Below are 24,662 nucleotides of genomic sequence, written 5' to 3'. Positions count from 1 at the left end.
GCCGAGGGGGACCGACATGAGGATCGAGCCGACCGCCCCGTACCACTCCGCCCAGGACGCGCTGCGCGTGCTGGAGACCGTGGCCCGGCACCCCGCCGGTGCCACCGACACCGAGCTGGCCCGCCGCACCGGCCTCGGGCCCGACCGGCTCACCGCCCTGCTGCGCATGCTGCGCCGCGAGGGCTACGTCGAGCAGGCCGGCGACGACGCGTACGTCACCGGCGACACCCTGCGCCGGCTCACCTCGGCGCACGACCGGGAGCGGGCCCTGCGGGACAAGCTCCAGCACACCCTGGACCGGCTGCGCGACTCGGTGGGCGCGGCCGTCTACCTCAGCCGGTACCTCGACGGCGAGGTCCGGGTCACCCAGTACGCCGCCGGGCCGACCACCCCGGCGGTCAACGAGTGGGTGGACTTCCGCTGCTCCGCCCACGCCACCGCCGTCGGCAAGAGCCTGCTGACCCAGCTGGACCACAACGCCCGCCGCGACCACCTCTCGCGGTACAAGATGGCCCGCCTCACCTCGCGGACCATCACCAGCGACAAGCTGCTGCTGTCCCGGCTGGAGTCGCAGCCGGCGACGGTGCCGGTGCTGGACCTCCAGGAGTACGCGGTCGGCACGGTCTGCGCGGCCGTACCGCTCACCGCGGGCTCCTCGGTGGGCTGCCTGGCCGTCTCGCTCCCGGTGGAGCACGCGCACCGGCTGAAGCGGGCCGCGGAGACCCTGAACCGGAGCGCGACCCCGGTGGTCCTCTCGCTGACGATCTAGATCTGGCGATGGTCACGAGCACCCTGCAGGACCAGGTAGTATTTTCTTCGTCGCCGGCCACGGAGGTAAAAGACCGAGGCAGGCGGGAGTCATGCGCCGCTAGCTCAGTTGGTTAGAGCAGCTGACTCTTAATCAGCGGGTCCGGGGTTCGAGTCCCTGGCGGCGCACGTGATCGAAGGGCCCCTCGCGGAAGCGAGGGGCCCTTCGGCGTCCTCCGCGGTCAGCCGTTGGTACGACTCCTCCCCCGGCGGCCGCCACCACACCGGGTCGGCGCAGGCGTACCCCTCCCGCCGCAGCCGGGCCCGCTCGATCTTGTGGGTCGCGGTCACCGGCATCCGCCCCACCACCCGCACGAACCGGGGTGCCATCTTCGTGCCGAGGTCCGGCTGGGCCCGCAGGAACGCGGCGAAGGCCGCCGGGTCGAAGGTCCCGGCGATCGTCGCCATCACCTGGTCCCCGGTCACCGGGTCCGGCACGCCGTACACGGCGACGGCGTCCGCGCCCGGGTACCGGGCCACGATGTTCTCGATCACCGCGGCGGCGAGGTTCTCCCCGTCGACGCGGATCCGGTCGTCGGTCCGGCCCGCGAAGTACAGATGGCCGGCCGTGTCCCGGTAGAACAGGTCACCGGTCCAGTACGCCCCGGCGCGGCGCCGCTCGGCCTCGGCGGCCGGGTTGCGCCAGTAGCCCTCGAAGGGGCTGGGGCCCCGGTTGACCAGCTCGCCGATCGCCTCCTCCGCGTTGCGCAGCCGCCCGGCACCGTCGAAGAGCGCCGGGGGGCACTCCCGCCCGGTGGCCGGGTCCAGCACCACCAGGCCGGGCCCGGCCGGACCCACCGCGCCCGGCGGGGTCCCGGGTGCCCACCGGATCGCCGCGCCGCCCTCCGAGGAGCCGTACCCCTCCACCAGCCGCACCCCGAAGCGCCGCTCGAAGGCCGCCGCGTCCACCGTGCCCGCCTCCGTCCCGAAACCGAGGCGCAGCGGGTGGTCCCGGTCGTCGGGGCGGGGCTCGGTGGCGAGGAGGTACTGGATCGCCCGGCCGACGTAGGTGAAGTAGGTCGCGCGGTAGCGGCGTACGTCGGGCAGGAAACCGGAGGCCGTAAAGCGCCGGCGCAGGGCCACGCCGGCACCGGCGGCCAGCGCGGGCGCCCAGTCCGCGATCACGGCGTTGCCGTGGAACATCGGCATGCAGACGTAGTGCACGTCGTCCGCGCGAACCCCGAACTGCCGGACCAGGGCGCGCCCGGCCGCCGCCAGTCGCCCCTGGGAGCAGAGCGCGGCCTTGGGGGCGCCGGTGGAGCCGGAGGTGAAGTACAGCAGCAGCCGGTCGGCCGGTGCGGCCCGGGCCGGGTCGGGCACGGCGCCGGCGTAGGGCGCCAGCAGGGCGCCGTACTCCGGGGTGTCCGTGACGAGGAGCCGTACCCCGGGCAGGTCGAGCCCGGCCAGCAGCGGCAAGTGGGCCTTCTCGGTGACCAGGACCGGGCACTCGGTGTGCCGGATGTCCCGGGCCAGCTCCGGGCCGCGCCGGGTCGGGTTGATCCCCGCGACGGCCGCTCCGGCGAGGGCCGCGGCGCCGAGCCAGAGCGGGAACTCCTCGGTGTTGTCGAGCAGCACCCCGACGTGCGGTACGGCACCGGCCGGGAGGAGGTCGGCCAGCAGCGCGGCGCGGGCGGCGGCTCCGGCGGCCGTCTCGTGGTGGGTCAGCACCCGGTCCTCGCACCACAGCCCCGGCCGGTGGTCGCCCCAGCGCGCCGCGACGAGCGCGGCGACCGTCGTGGACTCCATGACCCGGCACGGTAACTGACGATGCGTCAAATGGGGAGGCCTACGGCATCCCGCCCGACTCGGTGAACATCATGTGGGCCACGGCCATGAAGCCGACGCAGAAGGTGCACGCCACACCGAGGAGGACCAGTCCGACGCCGGTGCCGGCGGCGAGCTTCCCGGGGGCCGGGGGGCGGGCGGTGGCCTGCTGGGGAAGCTCCGGGAGGTAGCGGACGGTCACGAAGTCGCCCTCCAGGACGGTCGCGGGGCCGTCCTCCTCCTCGAAGCGGACCGTGCGGCCGTCGCGGGTGGTGAACTCGTAGACGTGGTGCAGGGTCGTGTGCACGGAGGTGTCCCCGGCGCCCCCGCTGGTCGTCGTGTACATCCGCAGGCAGCGCGCCTCGGCGGTCAGGCCGTGCGCCCACGTCCTGCTGATCCGCCGGGCACGGCGGACCAGCAGGTACGCGGCGTACGCGAAGCCCGCGAGCATCACTGCGGGCACGGCGTAGAAGAGCAACTGGAACATGGGGCCCCCCGAGTCAGGTCCGCCGCTCCTGGTCGAGCAGTGTGGCGGGAACCTACCCGGCGCGCGGGGCGCCCGGCCTCAAGGGAACCTCAGTTTCCGGGCCGTACCCGAAGGGAGATCAGAAGGTGACGTCCGAGCAGGCGTAGAACGCGTTGCCCGTGTCGGCGATCGTCCACACCGCGAGGATGACGTGGTGCCCGCTCAGGCCGGTCGGCAGGGTACCGCTGTGGCTGAGGGTGGCCGGCGGGCGCTGGCCGTTGTACGGCACCGTCAGGAACGGGGTGAGGTTGAGGTCCGAGCGGGAGAGGTTGTGGTTCTGGTTCCAGCCCGGCTTGGTGACGTAGTACCTGAAGTCGGTCGTGGCGTGCATGGCGGTGAACTGCCAGCGGAAGGTGTACGACTGACCGCCCGTCACCTTGGTGGTGGGCCAGGCCGCGCCGGACGGCGTCCTCGGCGCGCTGAGCGGGGCGAACTGGCCCAGGCCCGCGTTGCACAGCTGGCCGTCGGCGGGGCCGCCGGCCGGGAAGCCCTTGGGGCCCTCGACGCTCTGCGGCTCCCACTGGATCTGGCCGCAGCCCGTGACGGTGCCGTTCTGACAGAGCTTCTGCCTGCTGACGGGGAGGTCGGTGTAGCCGTGCCCGCTGGCGCCGCCGGTGGAGAGCGCGAACGCTCCGGCGGTCACCGCGCCCAGCACGACCGCGGACAACTTGGTCTTGGTGCGCATACTGCCGCTCCTGGGGAACGTGGGGAGTTCGGTGAGCCGTGCACGTAGGTCTAGACCAAGTCCCAGATTATTGCTGACTGTTGAACATGTCCATACCAATTGCCGGGTGGTTCCGGGCCCGCCCTACACGGGCTCCGCACGCCCCGAGCAGAACGCCACCGTCAGGTCGCGGACCAGCACCTTGCGCTCGTAGTCGTCCAGTTCGACCAGCCCGCGCATGGTCAGCCGGGTCACCGTGTCCTCCACCGAGTCCACCACCGAGCTGAGCATGCTGGCCCGTTGCCGGGCGTCCAGCGCGGCGATCCGGCGGCGGTGCATCGCGGCGGCCACCTCCGGGGCGTAGTCCACCCGGACCGGCTGTACGGAGAACACCTCCACACCGACCGGCGCGGTCTCCTGCGCCACCAGCCGGGTCAGCGCGTCCCCGGCCGCCGTCGTCCCGCCCCGCACCCCGCCCGCGTGCTCCACCGGCACCCGGGCCAGCGCCGCCTCCACGCACTCGCGCAGGTACGTCTCGTGATCGTCGATGCCGAGCAGGGCCCGCGCGGTGTCCCGCACCCGCCACACCACCAGCAGCACCACCCGCAGCGCCACCCCGTCGGGGTCCGTCGCCGGCATCGCCTCGCTGCGCCAGTGCCGCAGCCGCACATCGACCCGGCGGCGCGGCACGAGCGGGTTCACCCACAGCAGCCCGGTGCGCCGGACCGTGCCCCGGTACCGGCCGAACAGCCCGAGCACCCAGGCCCGGCCGGTCCGGCCCCGGGCCAGCCCGCCGAAACCCAGCACCCCGAGCATCCCGGCCCCGGCGTACGCGGCCCACTGCGCGGGACCGGGACCGGCGCCCGCGACCGCCGGCAGCCGCAGTGCCTCGGCGGCGAGCGGCGGCAGCAGCCCCGCCCACCAGGTGGTGGCCAGACAGCCGGTGACCCCGCAGGCCCCGGCGAGCACCCCGGCCGCGCCGGGCAGCACCCGCGCCGGCCGTTCCGCCAGTCCCGCGTCGACCTCCGGCAGCGGCCGCCGGCGCACCGGCACCGGGCGGCCCAGCCGGGGCTGTTCACCGGTGCCCTGCCGGCGGGCCACCACGGCGGGCCGGAGCGGAACCTTCACCGGGTCGGGATCGTCCCGGAAGAGCAGGTGGACGGGGATCTCGGTGGTCGCCTCGGTGTGGATCAGACGGGCCGGCCGGGTGCCGGGCCCGGTGCCCGCGCCGTCCGACTGCCCCTCGGACTCGGGCGGCGTGTGGGATGTGGTCGTACTCATGCGTGCTCCAGCCTCCGCGCCAGACGCGTCATGAACAGGGGGTGGATGGGGGGGGCTGCGCCCGGACCGGTCAGGCGAACAGGCGGCGCCAGGTCTCCGGGCCCGGGTAGCCGTCGGCCGCGCCGCCCCGCCAGCCCTGGGCGCGCTGGAAGGCCTCGACGGCCCTGCGGTCCGACTCGCCCCAGTGCGGGCCCGGACCGTGGGCGTAGAACCGGCCGAACCCCTTCTTCACCAGCTGCGCGCCCAGGCGCGTGATGTGGTCGTTGGTCGCGCCCGGGCGGAAGTACTGCCGGCCGGGATAGCCGGGCACCCCGTGCGACGCGGGTGCGCCGGCGCCGGGTCCGACGTCCTTGCCCTGGCCCGTGCTCAGCAGCCGCCAGGTGCGCCGGCCGGGGATCCCGTCGGCGTCCGCGCCCGTCCACCCCTGCGCCAGCTGGAACGCCCGGGTGGCACGCCGGTCGGCCTCGCCCCAGACCGGGCCCGGACCCGTGCCGTAGTAGCCGCGCGCGCCTCTGGCGATCAGCATCTCTCCGAGCAGGGTGACGTAGGGGTTGTCGGCGCCGGGGCCGAAGGAGGCCGCGCCCGGGTAGGCCTCCACCGCCTTCCCGCCGGCCGCCGGCTGCGCGGCGGCCGCGGCCTTGGTCACGCCCTTGTAGCGGTACGGGACGTATTTGCCGGCGTTGCTCCAGTAGGGGTACGGGGTGGCCTGGCGGCGGGTGTGCGGGGGCGTCTGTTCGTAGGCCGTGTAGTAGGTGTGCGTGTGGTCCGTCCAGCCGCCGAAGATCACGACGTGGGAGCCCTTCTCGGGGTTGTCGGGGTTGTGGTACAGCAGGATGTCGCCGGGCTGCAGCTCCTCCTTGGTGATCTTCACTCCGAACTGGCCGAGGCTGCCGGTCCATTCGTTGTTCGGCAGGCCCCAGGCCATGGAGACGTAGCCGGAGCAGTCCTGCCGGTAGCCGTCGGACCAGAAGGCGTACATGCTGTACGGCACCTGCGCGGCGACCCAGGTCTTGGCCCGGTTGATGATCTGGGTGCGGGTGGTGGCGGGGATCGGGTCGGTGGCGGAACCGCCGGGGCGGCCCGCCGGGCCGTGCAGGGGGGCCTTGGCGCCCTGCGGGGTGTCGGGTTCGCCGTCGCCGGGCACCGCCTGGCGGTGCGGGGAGTGGCCGGGGGCGAGGGCGGCGGCCGGGGGGACGGGGGCGAGGGCGGCGGACGCGGCGGCCACGACCACCACGCCCCGGGCGGCCGCCCGGCCGCGGCCGGGCAGCGGGCGGGAGGCGGACCGCCGTCCGTGGACACAGCCTGGGCAGTCGCAGTCGCTCGCCGGGTCGACGTCCTCGAACACGGGAGCGGTCATGCGATCTGCCTCACATTCGGGGGTGTTTTGTCCGCGAGTGTGCACGTTGATCAGTTTCCCAACTGTGCACAGAACGCGCATTTTGACGGTCCGAATGATGTACGCCGCCCCCCTCGCGCCTCCGCGGCCCTCCCGCGCCGCCCCCCGGTGGTCGGGAGCACCCTCCGGGGTCGGGTAGAGTTTTCCCTGTCAGCAGGCGCCGCTAGCTCAGTTGGTTAGAGCAGCTGACTCTTAATCAGCGGGTCCGGGGTTCGAGTCCCTGGCGGCGCACCGACCGGAAGGCCCCTCGCGGAAGCGGGGGGCCTTTCGCATGCCTCCGCTCTATCCCTTCCGCCCGAATGGCCGGATACCCTCTCGCCATGGCAGCCCGGGACCTTCAGGAGCGGATCAAGAAGCTGATCGTGGACCAGCGGCTGCCCTCGGGCGCGCCGCTGCCCACCGAGCCGGAGCTGATGAGGCTCCTGGGGGCGAGCCGGAACTCGGTGCGGGAGGCCCTGAAGGCGCTCCAGGCGATGGGCATCGTGGAGATCCGGCACGGGTTCGGGACGTACGTGGGCTCGATGTCGTTCGCGCCGATGATCGAGGGGCTCGCCTTCCGGACCGTCGCCGGCCACTACCGCGGCGAGGACTCCCTGCTCCAGTTGCTGGAGCTGCGCGAGGCCGTCGAGACCGGGCTGGTGTCGCGGCTGGCCGGGCGGCTGCCGGAGGCGGACCTGGTGGAGCTGGAGGCGCTCGTGGAGCGCATGGAACGGGAGGCCGCCGAGGGCACCGGGCTCGCCGGGACCGACCGCGCCTTTCACGCCACCCTCTACCGGGGCCTGGACAACGTGCTGCTCGGCGAGGTGCTGGAGGCGTTCTGGGAGGCCTTCCACCGGGTGCAGCGGGACCTGGTGGAGGTGGCGCAGGATCCGCGGCTCACCTGCCGCCAGCACCGGGAGATCCTGGACGCGGTGCGCTCCGGTGACTCCCTGCGCGCCGAGCGGGCCATACGGGACCACTTCGGCAACCTGCGCAGCCGGCTGTCCCCGGCCGCCGTGCCCCACCGGTGAGCCTCCGCCCGCCTCGCGGGACCCTCAGCCGCGCGTCCCGGTGAGGTACGCGGAGACCACGACGTTCGCCGTGTAGCTGCGGCCGGCGCGGTCGAAGGAGCCGCCGCAGGTGATCAGGCGCAGCTCGGCGCGGCCGGGCCGGCGGGGGCCGTAGGCCTGCCGGGCGTCGAAGCCGTCGCGGGGCAGCACACGGACGTCGTCGACGGTGAACTCGGCGACCTTGCCGTCCGCGCGGAAGACCCGGACCCTCTCCCCGGGCCTGACCGTGCCGAGCCGGTGGAAGACGGCGGGCCGGGTCTCGGTGTCGACATGCCCCACCAGCAGGGCCGGCCCGGCGGCACCCGGTGCGGGGCCGGCGCCGTACCAGCCGACCACGCCCGGCTGGTCGTAGGGCGGCGGGTCGGGCGCGCCACGGGCGTCCAGACCGCGGGCCACCACCGGGGCCTGGACGCCCAGCCGGGGGATGTCGACGCGCTGGGGCACCGATCCCGCCAGGGGTCTCGCCGGGCTCGGCAGCCGCAGGGGGCCGGCGTCCCTGCCGACGGCGAGGACGGCGTCGGTGGCCGGGTCGTCCGTGCCCTCCGGCGTGCCGGACACCCCGCGCCCCCACAGCCACAGGCCGCACAGCAGCAGCGCCCAGGTCAGGACGGTGAGCAGCCGTCCGGTGCCGGTGGTGTGCCCCTCGTCGGACATGGCGGGCTCAGCGGGGCTCGCGGCTCCGGCGGGCGCGCAGCCCGACGGCGACCGCGGCGACACCGGCGAGTGCGAGGCCGGTCATCGCCTGCCCGGTGTCGGGGCCGGAGCCGCTGGTGGCCACGGTGGCGAAGTGCGCGGTGCCGCCGCCGCCCGCGGAGACCGGGGCGACGGGCGAGGCGGCCGCGGCGGCCGCGGCGGGCGGTTCCATGGGCTCTGCCGGGCGGCCGGCGCCGCCCGCCTCCGTGACGGTGATGCTGCCGGTGCGCACGGAACCGGCGCAGCTGATCTTCACCGTGTACGCGCCGGGGGCGAGGGCGGAGCGGACCCGGGTCTCGCCGGTGAGCCCGCCCTGGGCGCCGGTCAGCTGGGCGTCGGCGACGAAGGCGGCCGAGGCGGCGGTGCCCTGCTCGCCGGCGCAGCCGCTGATCCGCAGGGTGACGTCGTCGCCCGGCGCCGGGGTGGCGGGGGTCACGGTGACGGCGCCGCCGTCCGCCGCGCGGGCGGCCGGGGCGGCCGCGACGCCGGCGGCGACGGCGAGGAGTCCGGTGCAGAGAGTGAGGCGTAGTGAGCCCATCGTGAACCTCCAGTTATCTGGAGGCTCCCCCGCCCCAGGGGCCTCCGCATCCTCGGGAGGCGCCTTGTTGCTCCGAACGGGTGATGCCGGGTTTCGGCGGTACCGCCTGCTCAGACCAGGTCGACCAGGTCCGCGATGGAGTCGACCACCTGGGAGGGGCGGAAGGGGTAGCGGTCGACGTCCTTCGGCTGGGTCACGCCGCTGAGCACCAGGAAGGTGCGCATCCCCGCCTCCAGGCCCGCGAGGACGTCGGTGTCCATGCGGTCGCCGATCATCGCGGAGGTCTCGGAGTGGGCGCCGATCGCGTTCAGCCCGGCCCGCATCATCAGCGGGTTGGGCTTGCCGACGAAGTACGGCTTCCTGCCGGTCGCGGCGGTGATCAGGGCGGCGACCGAGCCGGTGGCGGGCAGGTCGCCCTCGGTGGACGGGCCGACGTTGTCGGGGTTGGTGGCGATGAACCGGGCGCCGTCGTTGATGAGCCGGACGGCCTTGGTCAGGGCCTCGAAGGAGTAGGTGCGGGTCTCGCCGAGGATCACGAAGTCGGGGTCGTGGTCGGTGAGGATGTAGCCGATGTCGTGCAGCGCGGTGGTCAGGCCCGCCTCGCCGATGACGTAGGCGGTGCCGCCGGGCCGCTGGTCGTCCAGGAACTGCGCGGTGGCCAGCGCCGAGGTCCAGATGTTCTCCACCGGTACGTCCAGACCCATCCGGCGCAGCCGGGCGTGCAGGTCGCGGGCGGTGTAGATGGAGTTGTTGGTGAGGACCAGGAAGGGCCGGCCCGACTCGCGCAGCTTCTTCAGGAAGGCCTCGGCGCCGGGGATCGGGACGCCCTCGTGGATCAGGACGCCGTCCATGTCGGTGAGCCACGACTCGATGGGCTTGCGGTCTGCCATGCTGTGCGTCTCCTGGCGTACGTACGGTCGGGGAGCGGGGGCGCCGGAACCACGGCGTACCGACGCCCCCAGCCTAGTCAGGACCGGCCGTTCCCGACCCCGCCGATCATCCGCCGCCGCCTGACAGCCGCGGGTCAGCTGCCGGCCAGGCGCCGGTGGCGGCCTTCCAGCCCCCCGGCGTACGGCGTGAGGTCTCCCCGCTCCCCGATGTCGTCCCCGTCGCGCTTACCCGGTCGCGCCGGCCGGCTCCCGCGCCTCGGCGACGCGCTGCCGCGTCTCGCGGGGGCTGCGCAGGTTCGGGCGAGCGGTTCGAGGACCGGCAGCGGGGAGACCCGACCGCTGAGGGGCCGCCGGTTCCGGGCGAGCCGTTCGGGGGCCGGCAGCGGGGAGACCCGACCGCTGAGGGACCGGCGGTTCCGGTCGAACCGTTCGGGACCCGGCAGCCGGGAGACCCGGCCGCTGAGAAACCGCCGGTTCCGGGCGAACCGTTCGGGACCCGGCAGCCGGGAGGCCCGGCCGTTGAGGGGCCGCCGGTTCCGGGCGAGCCGTTCGGGGGCCGGCAGCGGGGAGACCCGACCGCTGAGGGGCCGGCGGTTCCGGGCGAACGGTTCGGGGCCCGGCAGCCGGGAGGCCCGGCCGTTGAGGGGCCGCCAGATCCTGGCGAGCCGTCCGAGGACCGCCAACCGGGAGACCCGGCCGCTGAACGACCGCCGGTTCCGGGCGAACCCTCCCAGAACCGCCAACCGGGAGACCCGGCCGCTGAGAAACCGCCGGTTCCGGGCGAACCGTCCGCGGCCCGCCAACCGGGAGACCCGGCCGCTGAGGGGCCGGCGGTTCCGGGCGAACCGTTCGGGACCCGGCAGCCGGGAGACCCGGCCGTTGAGGGGCCGCCGGATCCTGGCGAACCCTCCGAGAACCGCCAACCGGGAGACCCGACCGCTGAACGACCGCCGGTTCCGGGCGAACCCTCCCAGAACCGCCAACCGAAAAACCCCGCCGCTGAACGACCGCCGGTTCCGGACGAACCCTCCGAGGACCGCCAACCGGGAGACCCGGGCCGCTGAACGGCCGGCCTCCGGGCGAGCGGTGCGGGCGCCGTCGGTTCCGGGTGAGGCGGTCGCGGGTGCCGCCGGTTCGGTGGTCAGCGGCGGTTGCGGGCGAGGAGGCAGGCGCCGATGCCTACGCAGCCGAGGGCGGCGAGGGCCGCGAGGAGGCCGTGGGCGAGGGCGCCGGGGCCGGTGCGGGCCAGCTCGCGTGCCTCGCGGGCGAGGGTCAGGGAGGTGTCCGGGTCGTCGGGGTCGTCGGGGTCGTGGGAACCGTCCGGGTCGTCCGGGTCGTAGGGGCCGTCCGGATCGTCGAGGTCGTCCGTGTCCTGCGAGACGTCCGTGACGGAGGTGCCGTCGGTTCCGGCGGTGTCCGCGGTGCCGTCCGTGCCGGCGGAGTCGGTGGACGGTGTGCTGCTGGGCGGGGTGGCCGGCAGGTCCCCGGTCTCCTGGGCGTCCTCGTCCTCCTGCGCCGCCTCCCGTGTGCCCTCCTCGCCCTCCTCGCCGATCGAGAAGCGGTAGGCGTTGGACTCGCCGACCCAGTCCCCGTCCGCGCCCCGCCGCTGCACGACGGCCGCGTTGGCGGTGACCTGGTCGGCCGCGGCGTCGGAGGGGAGCGCCAACCGGACGCGGACGCTCACCGTGCGTCCGGGCGGCACGGTGAACCCGCCGAAACCGGCGCCGTCCAGCACGCCGACCAGCTCCTGCTCGTCGGTGCTCTCGAAGGCCACCGGGCGGTTGCGGACGCCGTCGTAGAAGTCCAGGCGGGGCTGGTCCGGCCGCAGCGCGCGGGTGTCGTCGACGAGCACCACGACCGGGTGGATGCCGGCGCAGGTCCGGCGGGTGGTGTTGGTGAGGTCGATGTACCAGGTGCCGTATCCGCCGCCGGCCTCGTAGGAGCCGGGGCCGCCGTGGATCCGGGTGGCCAGCGGGAAGGCCCGCGCGTCACCGCCGACGCAGGAGGGGGGCGGCGTCGTGGCGGCGAGGGCCGCCGGGGGGACGGCGACGGTCGCGGCGGTGAGAGCCGCGGTGACGGATGCGGTGCGGCGGAGGAACAGGGACGTGCGCGGTCGCATGAACACATAACCATGCCGGTCGGCGTGGGTGAGGAGCGGCACCGCTCCGGGGCGGGACCGAAGTCCCCTCGATCAGCGGAACGGGTGGGGCCGACGCCCGGCACCCATTCCTCCCGCCCCGACAGGCCCCGACACAGGCTCCGTCACGCATCCCCCCGCCCGAACAGCGGCGCCAGCAGCAACTGCGCGGCCCCCTCGGCCACCACCCGCTCCCCCCGCGGAGCGACCCGTACCGGCACCGCACCCCCGCGCGTCCCCTCCCGCCGCGCCCGCGCCCCCAGCACGTCGGCCACTCCCCGCACGTACGCCTCGGGCGCCCCGGCCACGGTGCGCCCTCCGAGCAGCACCACGTCGATGTCGAGCAGCCCGACGAGGTTCCCGGCCGCGACCCCCAGCACCCGCGCCGCCTCGCCCACGTCCTCCCGCGCCACCGCCGCGAGGCAGAGCACCTCCACGCACCCCCGGTTCCCGCACTCGCACAGCGGTCCGTCCAGCTGGACCACCTGGTGCCCGAACTCACCCGCCCCGGTCCGCGCCCCCCGGTGCACGCTCCCGCCGATCACCAGTCCGGCTCCGAGCCCGGTACCGAGATGGAGGTAGGCGAAGGACCTCCCCGCGCCGCCCGTCTCCCCGCAGACCGCCAGCCCGAGCGCCGCCGCGTTGGTGTCCTTGTCCACCACCACCGGCACCCCCAGCCGTTCCGCGAGCGCGTCCCGCAGCGGAAAGCCGTCCCACTCGGGGAAACCGGTGACCCGGTGCAGCACCCCCCGCGCGTGGTCCAACGGCCCGGGCAGCGCGACCCCCACCCCCACCAGCGTCCCGATCCCGCCGAGCCCCGCGCCGGCGGCGGCAGGGTCCTCCCCTCCGACAGCCGGGGAACCGCCGCCCGGGGAACCGCCGCCCCCGGCCGAGCCCGTGGCCACTTCCCGCACCGCCGCGGACACCGCCCCCAGCACGGCCTCCGCCCCGGCCCCCAGGTCCAGCTCCGCACACCGCTCCGCCACCACGGCCCCGTCCAGGTCCACGAGCACCACCCGCAGCCGGTCGCGGTCCAGATGGACCCCGACCGCGTGCCCCGCCTCCGGCACCAGCCGGAGCACGGTCCGCGGCTTGCCCCCGGTCGACGCCCGCCGTCCGGCCTCCGCGGCCAGCCCCTGCTCCCGCAGCCTCGCCGTGATCTTGCTGACGGCCTGGGGGGTCAGCCCGGTGCCCTCGGCGAGTTCGAGCCGGCTGATGCCCTCCGCCCCGGCGTCCCGCAGCAGCCCCAGCACCAGCGCGGTGTTGTGGCTGCGCAGCACCCCGAGGTTCGCCCCCGCGGACGCCCCGCTTCTCGGTCCCGGCCCGGTCGCCGCCGCGTTCACCCTCTTCACAGCCCCCATTCTCCTCGCCGCTTGCACTTTCGCAACAGCGTTGCCAAAGTGGGAGTCATGACTGCTACCCCCCTCCGCGTCGGCCTGATCGGCTACGGCCTCGCCGGCTCCGTCTTCCACGCCCCGCTGATCGCCGCCACCGAGGGCCTCGCCCTGGACACCGTGGTCACCTCCCGCCCGGAACGGCAGCAGCAGGCCCGCGCCGAGTTCCCGGACGTGACGCTCGCCGCCACCGCGGAAGAGCTGTTCGACCGCGCGGACGCGCTGGACCTGGTCGTCGTCGCCTCCCCGAACAAGACGCACGTCCCGCTGGCCACGGCCGCCCTCGAGGCCGGTCTGCCGGTGGTCGTGGACAAGCCGGTCGCCGGCACCGCGGCCGAGGCCCGCACGCTCGCCGCCCTCGCCGAGGAGCGCGGCCTGCTCCTCTCGGTCTTCCAGAACCGCCGCTGGGACAACGACTTCCTGACCCTCCGCAGGCTCCTCGCGGACGGCGAGCTCGGCGACGCCTGGCGCTTCGAGTCCCGCTTCGAGCGCTGGCGCCCCCGGCCCAAGGGCGGCTGGCGGGAGTCCGGGGACCCGGCAGAGATCGGAGGTCTGCTCTACGACCTCGGCAGTCACGTCGTCGACCAGGCCCTGGTCCTCTTCGGCCCGGCCACCGAGGTCTACGCGGAGTCGGACATCCGCCGCCCCGGCGCCGAGGCCGACGACGACACCTTCATCGCGCTCACGCACGCGAGCGGCGTCCGCTCCCACCTCCACGTCTCGGCGACCGCCGCCCAGCTCGGCCCCCGCTTCCGGGTGCTGGGCTCCCGCGCGGGTTACGTCAAGTACGGCCTGGATCCGCAGGAAGCGGCCCTGCGCGAGGGCAGCCGCCCCGGCTCCGTCGCCGACTGGGGCGCCGAGGACGAGTCCCTGTGGGGTCGTATCGGCTCCGGCGAGTCCCCGCTGACCGGCGGCGGCACCCCGGTACCGACCCTCCCCGGTGACTACCCGGCCTACTACGCGGCCGTCGCCGACGCCCTGCGCGGTACCGGCCCCAACCCGGTGACCGCCCTGGAGGCGGCCGCCGCGCTCGACGTACTGGAAGCGGCCCGCAGGTCCGCCCGCGACAAGGTGACGGTGACCCTCTGATGCCCCAGGAAACGCCCCGGACCACGTCCGAACCGGTCCCGTCCGTCGAGGAGCTGGAGGCGCAGCAACGCCGTCTGGTCTTCGAGCGGTTCACCCACGAGGACGCCTGGGCCCTCGGCTCCCTGCTGGTGGAGCTGGCCCGGGAGCGCCAGGCGCCGGTCGCCATCGACATCCACCGCGCCGGCCAGCAGCTCTTCCACGCCGCCCTGCCGGGCTCGACGCCGGACAACGACGCCTGGATCGCCCGCAAGCGACGGGTGGTGGAACGCTACGGCGCCCCCTCCTACCTGGTCGGGGCCCGCTTCCGCGCCAAGGGCACGACCTTCGAGGAGTCCTCCCGTCTCGACCCGGACACCTACGCGGCCCACGGCGGATCCTTCCCGATCACGGTCGAGGGCGCGGGTGTGATCGGCGCGGTGACGGTCTCCGGTCTGCCCCAGCTCCAGGACCACCGGTTGGTGGCCGAGGCGCTGGAGAGGTTCCTGGACCGTTCGGCGGGCTGAGCCGGCGGCGGGAATCAGCCGGGGCGCCCTCCGGTTGGCCGTGGCTGAGGACGTGATGATCACGCACCCATCCACCGGAGGGACCACCGCGATGACCGCTTCGCTGAAGGAGACCGTCGGCCGCCACGGCATCTGGAGCCACGAGCTGCGCTCGGACGACCCGGGCCGGCACGGTGAACTCACCGAGGCCGCCGCCGAACTGGAGGAACTCGGGTACGGCGCCGTCTGGCTGGGCGGCAGCACCACCGTGGACCACGCGGTCCCGCTCATCGGGGCGACGCGGACCCTCGTCGTCGGCACCAGCATCCAGAGCATCTGGCAGCAGGACGCCGCCACCACGGCGGCCGGTTTCCTCGCCGTGGAGACGGCCCACCCCGGCCGCTTCGCGCTGGGCCTCGGTGTGAGCCACGGGCCGCTGGTGCGGGGCTACCGCCGCCCGTACACGGCGATGGCCGGCTACCTCGACGACCTGGACGAGGCGGGCGTCCCGGCCGACCGCCGCGTACTCGCCGCGCTGGGCCCCAGGATGCTGGGCCTGGCCGGCGACCGCGCGGCCGGCGCGATCCCCTACCTGGTCACGCCCGAGCACACCGCCCGGGCCCGCGAGACCCTCGGCGAGAAGCCCCTGCTGGCCCCCGAGTTCAAGGTGATCCTGGAGACCGACCCGGCCCGCGCCCGGGAGACGGCCCGCGCCTATCTGGCCCGCTACCTGCGACTCCCCAACTACACCGACAACTTCCTCCGCCTCGGCTTCGCCGAGACCGACCTCGCCGACGGCGGCAGCGACCAGCTCGTCGACGCGGTCTTCGCCTGGGGCGACGAGACCCGGATCCGCGAGCGCATCACCGCCTTCCACGAGGCGGGCGCCGACCACGTGGCCCTCCAGGTCGTGACGGCGGCCACGGACGACGCCCTCCCGAGGGAGGAGTGGCGCCGGCTGGCTTCCCTGCTGGCGTGAGCGGACCGGACCGAGGGGCGCGGGGAACCGCGCGAGCGCCCACGGCGCCCGCGCGGCCCCGGCCCGTCAGGCGTCCTTGAGCTCCTGCCGCTGACGGCCGAGTCCCGCGATCTCCAGCTCCACCACGTCCCCGCCCCGCAGGTACGGTTTCGGCTCGGGCTGCCCCATGGCCACCCCCGCCGGCGTCCCCGTGTTGACGACATCCCCGGGGTACAGCGTCATGAACCGGCTGAGGTACCGCACGACCTCGCCCACGGGGAAGATCTGTTCGGCCGTCGTGCCGTCCTGCTTCAGCTCCCCGTTCACCCACAGCTTCAGCGACAGCCGCTGCGGGTCCGGTACCTCGTCGGCCGTCACCAGCCACGGGCCCAGCGGGTTGAACGTCTCGCAGTTCTTTCCCTTGTCCCACGTCCCGCCGCGCTCGATCTGGAACTCCCGCTCGGAGACGTCGTGCGCCACCGCGTACCCGGCGACGTGCGCGAGGCCCTCCTCGGCGGAGTCCAGGTAGCGGGCCGTACGGCCGATGACGACCGCGAGTTCGACCTCCCAGTCGGTCTTGGCCGAGCCGCGCGGCACCAGCACGGTGTCGTTCGGCCCGACGACCGTGTCCGGCGCCTTGAGGAAGACCACCGGCTCGGGCGGCGGCTCGACGCCTGTCTCGCGGGCGTGGTCGTGGTAGTTGAGCCCGATGCACACGACCTTGCCGATCCGGCCGAGCGGGGGGCCGATCCGCAGGCCGGCCGCGTCCAGCGCGGGCAGCTCACCGGTCTCGGCCGCCGCCCGCACCCGGTCCAGCGCGGTGTCGTCGGCGAGGAGCGCGCCGTCGATGTCGGCCACGAGGCCCGACAGGTCCCTGAGGGTTCCCCCGGCGTCGAGCAGCGCGGGGCGCTCCGCCCCCGCCGTACCGACTCGCAGCAGCTTCATGGTCACAATCTCCCTCGATCGCGGGCGCCCGACCGATGGGTGCAGCCATCGGAGGACTGGCTGATCCTCCAATCGCGCTGTCCAGTCCGCAAGACCCTGTTCACGTACTGGACCGTAACCGGACGGCCGTCACCGCTCAGCGGGACAGCAGGGCCTGTTCCGCCGAACTCCAGGCCGTGCTGGTGACGACGTACAACGCGGCGGCGAGCGGGACCACCGCCACGGTGACGAGGGTGAGGAAGGACAGGAACGGCGTGAACCGGGTGACCGCGGCCAGGGCGGGCACCTCTCCCGCGGGGCCGGCGGGGGCCGGCTGCGCGGCCGTCATGCGCCGGGCGCGCCGGAAGTTGGCGGTGGCGACGACGGCGACGACGGCGAAGAGGACGAGGTAGACCAGTCCGGCCGGGCCGAACAGCCCGCCGTCCGTCAGGGTGTCGGCCCAGCGCCCGCCGAGCGGGGCCGTGAACAGCTGGTGGCCGAGCAGGCCGTTGCCCTCGCCGCCGATCGTGGAGCTGGAGAACAGGTGGTAGAGCAGGAAGAACGCGGGCAGCTGGAGCAGGCTGGGCAGGCAGCCGGAGAGGGGCGAGACCTTCTCCTGGGTGTGCAGTTCCAGCACCGCCTGCTGGAGCCGCTGCGGGTCCTTGGCGTGCGTGCGGCGCAGTTCGGCGATTCTCGGCTGGAGCGCGGCCTGGGCCTTGCGGCCGCGGGCGGCGGCCCGGGACAGCGGGTGGACGAGGAGCCGTACCAGCGCGGTGAACAGGACGATCGCGGCGGCTGCCGCGGAGGCGTGGAAGAGCGGGGTCAGCAGGTCGGCCAACTGCTCGACCAGACGGGCGAAAACGGACATGGGTGAGCCCTCCGGGGGTCTCGTCGTGCCGGAAGTGAGCGGAAGACGGCATGACGACCCGCGCCGGGTCACGCGCTGAGAAGGTGTGCGGACGTGCCCTACGCGGCGGTCGCCGGACCGGCGAGTCCGGGGGCTCGGGGGCGCCGCCGGCCGGGCGCGTCGGGATCGCGCTGGGGCAGGAAGGCCGTACGGCGGGCCCGGTCGCGTATCGCCGTGCGGACGCGGGTCGGCGGTACGGCGGGCACGCCGCGCGCGGACAGCAGGGCACAGGCGGTGAGGCCGGCGGCCACGGTGGCGGTCGCGGCGAGGGCGACGGCGGTGCTGAGGCCGCCGGTGCCGAGGAGCGCGGCCTGGAGCAGCAGCAGATGCGCCAGGAGCAGCAGGGAGGCGAGGGCGCGCACGGCGCCGGAACGACCGGTCATCGTCTCTCCCCCCCGCTTGCCTCTCGTGTCCGACGGTCAGTGTGCCAGGTGATCCGGGTCGGTCTCCAGGGGCTCCAGCAGCCGTTTCGGCCGCAGCAGCGCCCTGCTGACCGGATCCGCCGGGTCCGGGTCGAGTTCCGGCCCCGGCACCATGACAACGTCCCGGGCCGTCACCAGAGTTCCGCAGGCCGCGCACTTTCCGTACGGCTCGACCTCCCCGCCGCAGTCCGCGTGCCGGAAGGAGCGCAGCCGGCTCGCGTCGACGTGCTCGCGCCCCCAGTGGCCGAGGGCGCGCAGCACGGGCCAGAGGGCGGCGCCACGCTCGGTGACGACGTACTCGTCCCGGGGCGGGGACTGCTGGTACCGGCGCTTTTCGAGGATGCCCTCCTCGGTGAGCGTCCGCAGCCGGGCCGAGAGGACGGCGCGCGGGATTCCGAGGTGGACGAGGAAGTCGTTGTAGCGCCGGACGCCGTAGATCGCGTCGCGGACGACGAGCAGCGTCCACCGCTCGCCGACGACCTCCAGCGCCCGGGCGATGGAGCACTCCTGCGTCACGTAGTCCTTGCCCAGTGCCATGTCGTCCACTGTAACCACTCGGCGAGGGTGGGTTCATTCAACGAACCTTCGGTGGTACGGTGGCGTGAGCCGGGTCAGTTCAGTGACCGAACCTCCGGTCGCGGAACCGAACCGCGGGACCGAACCGCGGAAGCCGACCGCGGTACGGAACCGCAGGACCGCCCGCCCCCGGCGGCTCAAGGGCCGGGTCCGGGCGGACAGGACAGGACACGGCAGGACACGGCAGGACTCGCCGGAGCCCGGCGGACCCGGCTGACCCGGCAGAACCCGGCAGAACCCGGCAGGACACGACCGCCACGACAGGACAGGACGGACAGCCAATGCCCCGGCTCCACTCCACCGCCGCCCCCGCGGCCGTACGCCCCGCCGTCCCGGGGGACACCCCCGTACGCCCCCGCGCCACCCTCGCCCTGACCAGTGCGGCCACCGCCGTCGCCCTCATGACGTACACGGCCCCGATGGTCACGCTGCCGGACACCGCGAAGGCCCTGCACACCCCGCTCTCCGCCCAGGCCTGGCTGCTGAACGGCGCGCCTCTCGGTCTCGCCGCCCTCCTCCTGGTGGCCGGCAGCCTCGCCGACGACCACGGCCGGCGGCGGATCTTCCTCGCCGGCACCCTGGGGCTCGGTCTCACCACCGCCCTCGGTGCCCTCACCACGTCGACCTGGCAGTTCACCCTGGCCCGCATCGCCCAGGGCGCGGCCAGCGCGGCCCTGCTGGCCAGCGCCCTCGGCCTGATCGTGCACGCCTTCCCCGATCCGCGCGGCCGGCTGCACGCCACCGGGGTGTGGGGCGCCTTCGTCAGCGGCGGCATCGCCGTCGGCCCGCTGCTCGCGGGCGCGCTGCCGAACTGGCGGGTCGGCTACGTCGTCCTCGGCGTCGCCGCCCTCGCCGTGGCCGCCCTCGGCACCCGGACGCTGGCCGAGTCACGCGCCCCGCGCGGCGGCCGGCCGGACGCGCTCGGCGCGCTCACCTTCGGCCTGGCCCTGGTGGCCCTGGTCGCGGCCCTCACCCTGGGCCGGGACGGCTGGCTGCGCGCCCCGGTCGGCCTGCTGTCCGCGGCCGCCGTCGTCCTGGTCGCCGGGTTCGTCGCGGTGGAACGCCGGACCGGCACTCCGATGATCGACCTGGGGCTGCTGCGCCACCCCCGCTTCCTGGCCTCCTCGGCGGGCGGCCTGTTCACCGGCCTCGCCGTGATCGGCCTGTTCAGCTTTCTGCCCACGCTGCTCCAGCAGGCGCTCGGCCTCTCCGCGCTCGCCACGGCCTGGCTGTTCCTTCTCTGGTCCGGGCTGAGTTTCGCCGTCGCCCTCCAGGTCAAGCACCTGGCCGGGCGGATCGCCCCGCGCGTCCAGCTCGCCGTCGGCTTCGCCCTGCACACGGTCGCCGTGGTGACGATGCTCGGCTCCCTCGACTCCGGCTCCTGGCCCCGCCTGCTGCCCGGCCTGATCCTCGGCGGCCTCGGCAGCGGCCTGCTCAACGGCGCGCTGCCGCTGCTCGCCGTGGAGTCGGTGCCGCCCGGGCGGGCCGCGATGGGCTCCGGCGCCCAGCAGACCTTCCGCTACGTCGGCTCCTGCGCCGGCGTGGCCCTGACCATCGCCGTCGCCACCTCGGCCGACAGCCTCACCCGGGGCGCGGACGCGGCGCTGCTGGTGTCGGCGGGGCTGGCGGTGGCGGGCGCGGTGAGCGTGCTGGCGCTGCGGGAGCGGGCGTGACGGGACGCGCTGCGGCGGGCCGGGGCCCCGGGGCGGGGGCGCCACCGGGCCCGACTCACCCGGGGCCGCCGGGCCGGGGCACCCGGGGCCGCCGGGCCGGGGTCACGCGGGCCCGCCGAGCCCTGCCCACCTGGGCCGTACGGACACCAGCCTCGCCCACACCACCAGCCGGTACCGGGAGGTGAACTCCGGGGTGCAGGTGGTCAGGGTGAGGTAGGAGCCCGGGGCGTCGTACCCGTACCGGGGCCTGACCAGCGAGCGCGGTACGGGCCGCAGGACCCCGGAGTCCCGGGCCGAGGTGCGCGGCAGGACCTGGTCGACGTCGTACGTGTACGTCGCGGAGCGCGTCTCCACCTCGATCGCGTCCCCGCGCCGCAGCCGGGGGAGGTGGCGGAAGGGCTCGCCGTGCGTGTTCCGGTGCCCGGCGAGCGCGAAGTTCCCGGGCTCGCCCGGCTGCTGGGTGCCGCGGTAGTGGCCGGCGTACCCCTTGTTCAGCACCTCCGTCCTGCTCACCCCCTCGGCGACGGGGACGCGCAGGTGCAGCCGGGGGATGGTGAGCACGGCGTACGCCTGGGAGCGCCGGGGCGGGGCCGCGGGGGTGGACGGGTGCCGGGGCGTGCCGGGGGCCGCGGGGGCGCCCGGCGCCGTGGCGGTGCCGGGCGGGGAGGGGTCAGCGGGAGAGTCGCCGTCGGGGGCGCCCGTCGTACCGCTTCCCCCTCCCCTCCCCCACTCCCGCTCCAGCGCCGCCACCGCGTGCTCGGCCCCGCGCCGGGCCTCCCGGCCGGTCCACCACATCTGGTGCACGACCAGCATCAGGAGCACCAGCCCGGCCGTCACGAGCACCTCGCCCCCGGTCCACAGCACCCGTCTGCGCCGGGCGCTCCTGCGCCGGTCGCCATGCCGTACGACCCGCACGCCCGCCACAGCCCGCATCCGCGCCCACCTCCACCCGAAGCCGCCCGCACGATAGGCGCGACACCCTCAACCGGCCATGCAGAAGGGGCGCATCGCTTTTTCCACGGGTTTGAGAAAGGGGTTCGGGAAACAGCCGTCGCACCCCTCGACAACGCCGTACGGCGCCCCCCATGCTTCCTGTCGGCATGCCGGGGGGCCACGAGTCGGCACCGCGCACAGGACGCGGTGCCCGAGCCGCACGGAGAGGCAGCGAACGACCCATGATCCGACGCAGAACACTGCTGGCCGCCGCGGGCGGCGGCCTCCTCGGCAGCGCACTCGCCACGGGCACCGCCCGGGCGGACGCGACGATCGCCGTCGACCCGGCCGCCACCTACGGCACCTGGGAGGGCTGGGGTACCTCCCTGGCCTGGTGGGCGAACGTCTTCGGCACGCGGGACGACTTCGCCGACATCTTCTTCACGACCGGGAGCACGACGTACAACGGCACCTCGCTGCCCGGTCTCGGCCTGAACATCGCCCGCTACAACCTGGGCGCGTGCAGCTGGAACAGCGTGGGCGGCGCGTCGATGGCCGTCTCCCCCCACATCCCCTCCTTCAAGCAGATCGAGGGCTACTGGCAGGACTGGACGAACGAGGACCCGGCCTCCCCGGCCTGGAAGTGGACGGCGGACGCCACCCAGCGGGCCATGCTCGTCAAGGCCACCCAGCGCGGCGCCGTCTCGGAACTCTTCGCCAACTCCCCGATGTGGTGGATGTGTTCCAACCACAACCCCTCCGGAGCGGCCGACGGGGGCGACAACCTCCAGTCCTGGAACCACCGCCAACACGCCTCCCACCTCGCCGCCGTGGCCCTGTACGCCAAGCAGCACTGGGGCGTGACCTTCGCGGCGGTCGAGGCCTTCAACGAGCCGTCCTCGTCGTGGTGGACGGCCACCGGTACCCAGGAGGGCTGCCACATCGACGCGGGCACCCAGGCGGCCGTACTGCCGTACCTGCGCGGCGAGCTGGACAAGCGGGGCCTGACCGGCACCCGTATCTCCGCCTCCGACGAGACGGGTTACGACCTCGCCCGCACCACCTGGAACTCCTTCTCCGCCACCACCAAGGGCTACGTGGACCGCGTCAACGTGCACGGCTACCAGGGCTCCGGCGGCCGCCGCGACCTGCTCCACACGGACGTGGTGACTACGGCCGGCAAGGCCCTGTGGAACTCGGAGACCGGCGACGGCGACGCCACCGGCCTGACGACGGCGAGCAACCTCCTCTACGACTTCCGCTGGCTGCACCCCACCGCCTGGGTGTACTGGCAGGTCATGGACTCGAGCGCGGGCTGGGCGACGATCGCCTACGACCCGGACACGCTCCGGCCGGGCGCGGTCCAGACGAAGTACTACGTCCTGGCCCAGTTCACCCGCCACATCCGCCCCGGTATGACGATCCTGGACACCGGGGCGAGCTACGCGGCGGCCGCCCTGGACCGCTCGGCGAAACGCCTGGTGATCGTCGCCGCGAACACCTCTTCCACCGCCCAGACCCTGACCTTCGACCTCTCCCGCTTCTCCGCCGTGACCGGCGGCCCGGGCGGCCTGGTCCCCCGCTGGAACACGGTGACCACGGGCGGCGACCGCTACACGGCCCACTCGGACACCCGCCTGAGCGGGACGTCGGTGTCCGTGCCGTTCGCGGCGAAGTCGGTGCAGACGCTCCAGGTGGACGGCGTCACGGTGTGACGCGCCGGGTTCAGCCCGGCGGCAGGACGCGCCGGGTTCAGCCCAGCGGCAGGGCGTCCTGATAGCCGTTCACGGGCCGGGGCACCCTGGTGACCGTACGAGCGTCCAGCGCGACCGCCGCGGAAGCGGTGCCCAGGGTCCCGCCCGGGTGCCAGGTCCCGGTGACCGTCACCCACGTGTCGGCGGGCAGGGCGGGCCCGCCGTAGATGCGCACCTTCACGGACTGGGCGTCGGCGGCACAGCAGTTGAGGATGATCCGGGTCAGCTCCCAGCTTCCGCCGGCCCCGGGGGTGACGAACCCGGTCATCCGGACGGTGCGCCCCTGGACGGCCCGCCCCCGGTCCTGCCGGACCCGGCTGGTGAAGTCGGAGAGGGTCATGGGCAGGGGCGAGGTGCGGGGCAGCGGATCGAAGTCGGCGTCGTGGACGACGGCCTTCGCCGGCTGCCGGGCGGCGGTGTACGCGCCGAGGGCGGGCGGGGCGTGGAAGAGCAGGCTGAGGGCGGGCAGGAGCAGGAGCCAGGCCACCCGGGGCACACCGGAGTGGCCGTGGTGGTCCTCGGACCCCTCCCCCCGGTCGAGGAGGGCGCCGGCGATCCCGAGCAGGAGCAGGACGGCCCCGGAGACGACGAGCAGGGGCCGCATGCCCTCCTTGACGTACCGCAGGCACAGGTCGGTGACGAGGGAGACGCGCAGCAGTCCGAGCCCGCACAGGACGAGCAGCCCCGCCTGGAGCGACCGTTTCACAGCAGGACCCCTCCGACCAGCGCGCTGCACGCGACGGCGACGACGACGGTGGCGGCGGAGAACCGTACCGCGAAGGCCCGCCCGAAGGTCCCCGCCTGCAGGGCGATGAGCTTCAGGTCGACCATGGGCCCCACGACCATGAACGCCAGCCGCGCGACCGGCGGGAACCCGCTCAGCGAGGCGGCCAGGAAGGCGTCGGCCTCGGAGCACACCGCGAGCAGCACGGCGAGCCCGGCGAGGAACAGCACGGACAGCCAGGGCGCGGCGGCGAAGGTGTCGAGCACGGAGCGCGGGACGGCGACGTCGAAGGTGGCCGCGGCGATGGCGCCGAGCACCAGGAACCCCCCGGCGTGCAGGAAGTCGTGCTGGAACCCGCGCCGGAACTCGTCGAACCGGCTGCTTCCCTCCTTGTGCCCGGTGTGCCGTACGACGGGCCGCAGCCACTCGGCCCGCCCGAACCGGAGCCACAGCCAGCCCATGGCGACGGCGGTGGCGAGGGAGGCGAGCAGCCGGGCGAGCACCATGGCGGGGTTCCCGGGAAAGGCGATCGCGGTGGCGGTCAGCACGACGGGATTGACGGCGGGCGCGGAGAGCAGGAACGCGAAGGCGGCGGCCGGGGTGACCCCGCGGCTGATGAGACTGCCGGCGACGGGCACCGAGGCGCATTCGCACCCCGGCAGCACGACTCCCGCGACCCCGGCCACGGGCACGGCGAACACGGCCCGACGGGGCAGCAGCCGCTGGAACACCCCCTCCGGCACGAAGGCGTTGATGGCGCCGGACAGGGCCGTACCGAGCAGCAGGAACGGCAGGGCCTGCACGACGACGGCCAGACACACCGTCCGCCAGGCCTGCACGGCCGGGGCGTCCCCCCAACGCCCGAGGAGGAAGAGGAGGGCACCGGGGACGACGGCGGCACCGACGAGGAGGAGCACCCAGTGGCGGGGCGGCTCGGCCCGGAGGCCCTCCTCGCTCCCGGCGTCGGCCCGAGTGTCCTCGGCCGGCGCACCCGTCTTCTGCATGCCGACTCCGTGTGTAGACGCGGCACCGAAGATATCCCGGTACGACCACCGGACATCCCTGCGGGGTGCGGGGCCCG

At 74.6% G+C, this 24,662-nt stretch carries 23 protein-coding genes, 2 tRNA genes and 1 pseudogene; 9 read left to right on the top strand and 17 right to left on the bottom strand.

The features are described from left to right. Positions 1-16 precede the first annotated feature (16 nt). Complete coding sequence (locus ACZ4VF_RS29920; RefSeq protein WP_467929862.1) at positions 17-769, top strand: IclR family transcriptional regulator; 753 nt, start codon at positions 17-19, stop codon at positions 767-769. Positions 770-862: 93 nt separating this feature from the next. After that, positions 863-936, top strand: a tRNA-Lys gene (locus ACZ4VF_RS29915). On the opposite strand, the pseudogene ACZ4VF_RS29910 reads toward ACZ4VF_RS29915, so the two are convergent. From ACZ4VF_RS29910 to ACZ4VF_RS29890, 5 genes and pseudogenes are all read right to left on the bottom strand, one after another. Then, positions 902-2,553: pseudogene (locus ACZ4VF_RS29910) on the bottom strand (AMP-binding protein). The gene ACZ4VF_RS29915 and the pseudogene ACZ4VF_RS29910 sit on opposite strands and share 35 nt — an antisense overlap. A 40-nt stretch (positions 2,554-2,593) precedes the next feature. Next, positions 2,594-3,058 (bottom strand): DUF3592 domain-containing protein, encoded by a 465-nt coding sequence (locus tag ACZ4VF_RS29905; protein WP_467929861.1) that lies wholly within the window; start codon positions 3,056-3,058, stop codon positions 2,594-2,596. A 118-nt stretch (positions 3,059-3,176) separates the two neighbouring features. Next, positions 3,177-3,782 carry a lytic polysaccharide monooxygenase auxiliary activity family 9 protein gene (locus ACZ4VF_RS29900; RefSeq protein WP_467929860.1) on the bottom strand — a complete coding sequence of 202 codons (606 nt, stop codon included), beginning with the start codon at positions 3,780-3,782 and terminating at the stop codon, positions 3,177-3,179. Between the two features lie 123 nt (positions 3,783-3,905). Then, complete coding sequence (locus ACZ4VF_RS29895) at positions 3,906-5,042, bottom strand: SPFH domain-containing protein (protein WP_467929858.1); 1,137 nt, start codon at positions 5,040-5,042, stop codon at positions 3,906-3,908. Between the two features lie 70 nt (positions 5,043-5,112). After that, positions 5,113-6,399, bottom strand: coding sequence for a peptidoglycan-binding protein (locus ACZ4VF_RS29890; protein WP_467929857.1), 1,287 nt, complete (start codon positions 6,397-6,399; stop codon positions 5,113-5,115). Between the two features lie 196 nt (positions 6,400-6,595). Here ACZ4VF_RS29890 and ACZ4VF_RS29885 point away from each other — a divergent pair. Both ACZ4VF_RS29885 and ACZ4VF_RS29880 read left to right on the top strand, forming a co-directional pair. Next, positions 6,596-6,669 (top strand) — tRNA-Lys (locus ACZ4VF_RS29885). Between the two features lie 89 nt (positions 6,670-6,758). After that, complete coding sequence (locus tag ACZ4VF_RS29880) at positions 6,759-7,448, top strand: FadR/GntR family transcriptional regulator (RefSeq protein WP_467929856.1); 690 nt, start codon at positions 6,759-6,761, stop codon at positions 7,446-7,448. 24 nt (positions 7,449-7,472) lie between these two features. On the opposite strand, the gene ACZ4VF_RS29875 is transcribed toward ACZ4VF_RS29880, so the two are convergent. From ACZ4VF_RS29875 to ACZ4VF_RS29855, 5 genes are all read right to left on the bottom strand, one after another. Next, complete coding sequence (locus ACZ4VF_RS29875; RefSeq protein ID WP_467929855.1) at positions 7,473-8,141, bottom strand: class F sortase; 669 nt, start codon at positions 8,139-8,141, stop codon at positions 7,473-7,475. Positions 8,142-8,148: 7 nt separating this feature from the next. Further along, positions 8,149-8,718 (bottom strand): hypothetical protein, encoded by a 570-nt coding sequence (locus ACZ4VF_RS29870; RefSeq protein ID WP_467929853.1) that lies wholly within the window; start codon positions 8,716-8,718, stop codon positions 8,149-8,151. Between the two features lie 110 nt (positions 8,719-8,828). Further along, positions 8,829-9,608, bottom strand: a complete 780-nt coding sequence (locus tag ACZ4VF_RS29865; RefSeq protein WP_467929852.1) for an HAD-IIA family hydrolase — start codon at positions 9,606-9,608, stop codon at positions 8,829-8,831. A 1,141-nt stretch (positions 9,609-10,749) separates the two neighbouring features. Next, positions 10,750-11,727, bottom strand: coding sequence for a hypothetical protein (locus ACZ4VF_RS29860; RefSeq protein WP_467929851.1), 978 nt, complete (start codon positions 11,725-11,727; stop codon positions 10,750-10,752). Between the two features lie 143 nt (positions 11,728-11,870). Further along, positions 11,871-13,106, bottom strand: a complete 1,236-nt coding sequence (locus ACZ4VF_RS29855; protein ID WP_467929850.1) for an ROK family transcriptional regulator — start codon at positions 13,104-13,106, stop codon at positions 11,871-11,873. A gap of 48 nt (positions 13,107-13,154) precedes the next feature. On the opposite strand from ACZ4VF_RS29855, the gene ACZ4VF_RS29850 reads away from it, so the two are divergent. The 3 genes from ACZ4VF_RS29850 to ACZ4VF_RS29840 all read left to right on the top strand — a co-directional run bounded on the left by ACZ4VF_RS29850 (position 13,155) and on the right by ACZ4VF_RS29840 (position 15,689). Beyond that, on the top strand, positions 13,155-14,228 hold the full coding sequence (locus tag ACZ4VF_RS29850; protein ID WP_467929848.1) for a Gfo/Idh/MocA family protein: 1,074 nt from the start codon (positions 13,155-13,157) through the stop codon (positions 14,226-14,228). After that, entirely contained in the window at positions 14,228-14,731 is a 504-nt protein-coding gene (locus ACZ4VF_RS29845; protein ID WP_467929847.1) for a heme-degrading domain-containing protein, read from the top strand. The genes ACZ4VF_RS29850 and ACZ4VF_RS29845 overlap by 1 nt, the downstream gene beginning before the upstream one ends. A 91-nt stretch (positions 14,732-14,822) precedes the next feature. After that, positions 14,823-15,689, top strand: a complete 867-nt coding sequence (locus ACZ4VF_RS29840) for an LLM class F420-dependent oxidoreductase (protein WP_467929846.1) — start codon at positions 14,823-14,825, stop codon at positions 15,687-15,689. Positions 15,690-15,755: 66 nt separating this feature from the next. On the opposite strand, the gene ACZ4VF_RS29835 is transcribed toward ACZ4VF_RS29840, so the two are convergent. The 4 genes from ACZ4VF_RS29835 to ACZ4VF_RS29820 all read right to left on the bottom strand — a co-directional run bounded on the left by ACZ4VF_RS29835 (position 15,756) and on the right by ACZ4VF_RS29820 (position 18,458). After that, the gene (locus ACZ4VF_RS29835; RefSeq protein WP_467929845.1) at positions 15,756-16,613 is read right to left on the bottom strand and encodes a fumarylacetoacetate hydrolase family protein; all 858 of its coding nucleotides are present in this window, start codon (positions 16,611-16,613) and stop codon (positions 15,756-15,758) included. Between the two features lie 136 nt (positions 16,614-16,749). Then, a complete protein-coding gene (locus ACZ4VF_RS29830) occupies positions 16,750-17,460 on the bottom strand; it encodes a YidC/Oxa1 family membrane protein insertase (RefSeq protein ID WP_467929843.1) in 711 nt (236 codons plus the stop codon). A 98-nt stretch (positions 17,461-17,558) separates the two neighbouring features. Continuing rightward, positions 17,559-17,882, bottom strand: a complete 324-nt coding sequence (locus tag ACZ4VF_RS29825) for a DUF6412 domain-containing protein (RefSeq protein WP_467929842.1) — start codon at positions 17,880-17,882, stop codon at positions 17,559-17,561. A gap of 36 nt (positions 17,883-17,918) precedes the next feature. After that, positions 17,919-18,458: a winged helix-turn-helix transcriptional regulator gene (locus ACZ4VF_RS29820; protein WP_467929841.1), complete on the bottom strand. Its 540-nt coding sequence runs from the start codon at positions 18,456-18,458 to the stop codon at positions 17,919-17,921. 320 nt (positions 18,459-18,778) lie between these two features. Here ACZ4VF_RS29820 and ACZ4VF_RS29815 point away from each other — a divergent pair, with 320 nt between their 5' ends. After that, positions 18,779-20,170, top strand: a complete 1,392-nt coding sequence (locus ACZ4VF_RS29815) for an MFS transporter (protein WP_467929840.1) — start codon at positions 18,779-18,781, stop codon at positions 20,168-20,170. 102 nt (positions 20,171-20,272) lie between these two features. On the opposite strand, the gene ACZ4VF_RS29810 is transcribed toward ACZ4VF_RS29815, so the two are convergent. Continuing rightward, positions 20,273-21,103 carry a class E sortase gene (locus ACZ4VF_RS29810; protein ID WP_467929838.1) on the bottom strand — a complete coding sequence of 277 codons (831 nt, stop codon included), beginning with the start codon at positions 21,101-21,103 and terminating at the stop codon, positions 20,273-20,275. 242 nt (positions 21,104-21,345) lie between these two features. Here ACZ4VF_RS29810 and ACZ4VF_RS29805 point away from each other — a divergent pair, with 242 nt between their 5' ends. Continuing rightward, positions 21,346-22,818: a glycoside hydrolase gene (locus ACZ4VF_RS29805; protein ID WP_467929837.1), complete on the top strand. Its 1,473-nt coding sequence runs from the start codon at positions 21,346-21,348 to the stop codon at positions 22,816-22,818. Between the two features lie 37 nt (positions 22,819-22,855). Here ACZ4VF_RS29805 and ACZ4VF_RS29800 read toward each other — a convergent pair whose 3' ends face one another. Next, entirely contained in the window at positions 22,856-23,563 is a 708-nt protein-coding gene (locus ACZ4VF_RS29800) for a TIGR03943 family putative permease subunit (RefSeq protein WP_467929836.1), read from the bottom strand. Further along, entirely contained in the window at positions 23,560-24,585 is a 1,026-nt protein-coding gene (locus ACZ4VF_RS29795) for a permease (RefSeq protein WP_467929835.1), read from the bottom strand. The genes ACZ4VF_RS29800 and ACZ4VF_RS29795 overlap by 4 nt, the downstream gene beginning before the upstream one ends. Between the last annotated feature and the right edge of the window lie 77 nt (positions 24,586-24,662).

The organism is Streptomyces sp. NPDC029151, from assembly GCF_055564315.1.
This window is presented reverse-complemented; position numbering and strand designations above follow the sequence as displayed.

Bases quoted from the DNA above. Each gene is read 5' to 3' on its own strand.
- ACZ4VF_RS29890 (WP_467929857.1), bottom strand. From the start codon at position 6,399: ATGACCGCTCCCGTGTTCGAGGACGTCGACCCGGCGAGCGACTGCGAC.
- ACZ4VF_RS29805 (WP_467929837.1), top strand. From the start codon at position 21,346: ATGATCCGACGCAGAACACTGCTGGCCGCCGCGGGCGGCGGCCTCCTC.
- ACZ4VF_RS29880 (WP_467929856.1), top strand. From the start codon at position 6,759: ATGGCAGCCCGGGACCTTCAGGAGCGGATCAAGAAGCTGATCGTGGAC.
- ACZ4VF_RS29905 (WP_467929861.1), bottom strand. From the start codon at position 3,058: ATGTTCCAGTTGCTCTTCTACGCCGTGCCCGCAGTGATGCTCGCGGGC.
- ACZ4VF_RS29830 (WP_467929843.1), bottom strand. From the start codon at position 17,460: ATGTCCGTTTTCGCCCGTCTGGTCGAGCAGTTGGCCGACCTGCTGACC.
- ACZ4VF_RS29865 (WP_467929852.1), bottom strand. From the start codon at position 9,608: ATGGCAGACCGCAAGCCCATCGAGTCGTGGCTCACCGACATGGACGGC.
- ACZ4VF_RS29920 (WP_467929862.1), top strand. From the start codon at position 17: ATGAGGATCGAGCCGACCGCCCCGTACCACTCCGCCCAGGACGCGCTG.
- ACZ4VF_RS29815 (WP_467929840.1), top strand. From the start codon at position 18,779: ATGCCCCGGCTCCACTCCACCGCCGCCCCCGCGGCCGTACGCCCCGCC.
- ACZ4VF_RS29870 (WP_467929853.1), bottom strand. From the start codon at position 8,718: ATGGGCTCACTACGCCTCACTCTCTGCACCGGACTCCTCGCCGTCGCC.
- ACZ4VF_RS29875 (WP_467929855.1), bottom strand. From the start codon at position 8,141: ATGTCCGACGAGGGGCACACCACCGGCACCGGACGGCTGCTCACCGTC.
- ACZ4VF_RS29810 (WP_467929838.1), bottom strand. From the start codon at position 21,103: ATGCGGGCTGTGGCGGGCGTGCGGGTCGTACGGCATGGCGACCGGCGC.
- ACZ4VF_RS29825 (WP_467929842.1), bottom strand. From the start codon at position 17,882: ATGACCGGTCGTTCCGGCGCCGTGCGCGCCCTCGCCTCCCTGCTGCTC.
- ACZ4VF_RS29850 (WP_467929848.1), top strand. From the start codon at position 13,155: ATGACTGCTACCCCCCTCCGCGTCGGCCTGATCGGCTACGGCCTCGCC.
- ACZ4VF_RS29895 (WP_467929858.1), bottom strand. From the start codon at position 5,042: ATGAGTACGACCACATCCCACACGCCGCCCGAGTCCGAGGGGCAGTCG.
- ACZ4VF_RS29795 (WP_467929835.1), bottom strand. From the start codon at position 24,585: ATGCAGAAGACGGGTGCGCCGGCCGAGGACACTCGGGCCGACGCCGGG.
- ACZ4VF_RS29900 (WP_467929860.1), bottom strand. From the start codon at position 3,782: ATGCGCACCAAGACCAAGTTGTCCGCGGTCGTGCTGGGCGCGGTGACC.
- ACZ4VF_RS29855 (WP_467929850.1), bottom strand. From the start codon at position 13,106: ATGGGGGCTGTGAAGAGGGTGAACGCGGCGGCGACCGGGCCGGGACCG.
- ACZ4VF_RS29845 (WP_467929847.1), top strand. From the start codon at position 14,228: ATGCCCCAGGAAACGCCCCGGACCACGTCCGAACCGGTCCCGTCCGTC.
- ACZ4VF_RS29860 (WP_467929851.1), bottom strand. From the start codon at position 11,727: ATGCGACCGCGCACGTCCCTGTTCCTCCGCCGCACCGCATCCGTCACC.
- ACZ4VF_RS29840 (WP_467929846.1), top strand. From the start codon at position 14,823: ATGACCGCTTCGCTGAAGGAGACCGTCGGCCGCCACGGCATCTGGAGC.
- ACZ4VF_RS29820 (WP_467929841.1), bottom strand. From the start codon at position 18,458: ATGGCACTGGGCAAGGACTACGTGACGCAGGAGTGCTCCATCGCCCGG.
- ACZ4VF_RS29835 (WP_467929845.1), bottom strand. From the start codon at position 16,613: ATGAAGCTGCTGCGAGTCGGTACGGCGGGGGCGGAGCGCCCCGCGCTG.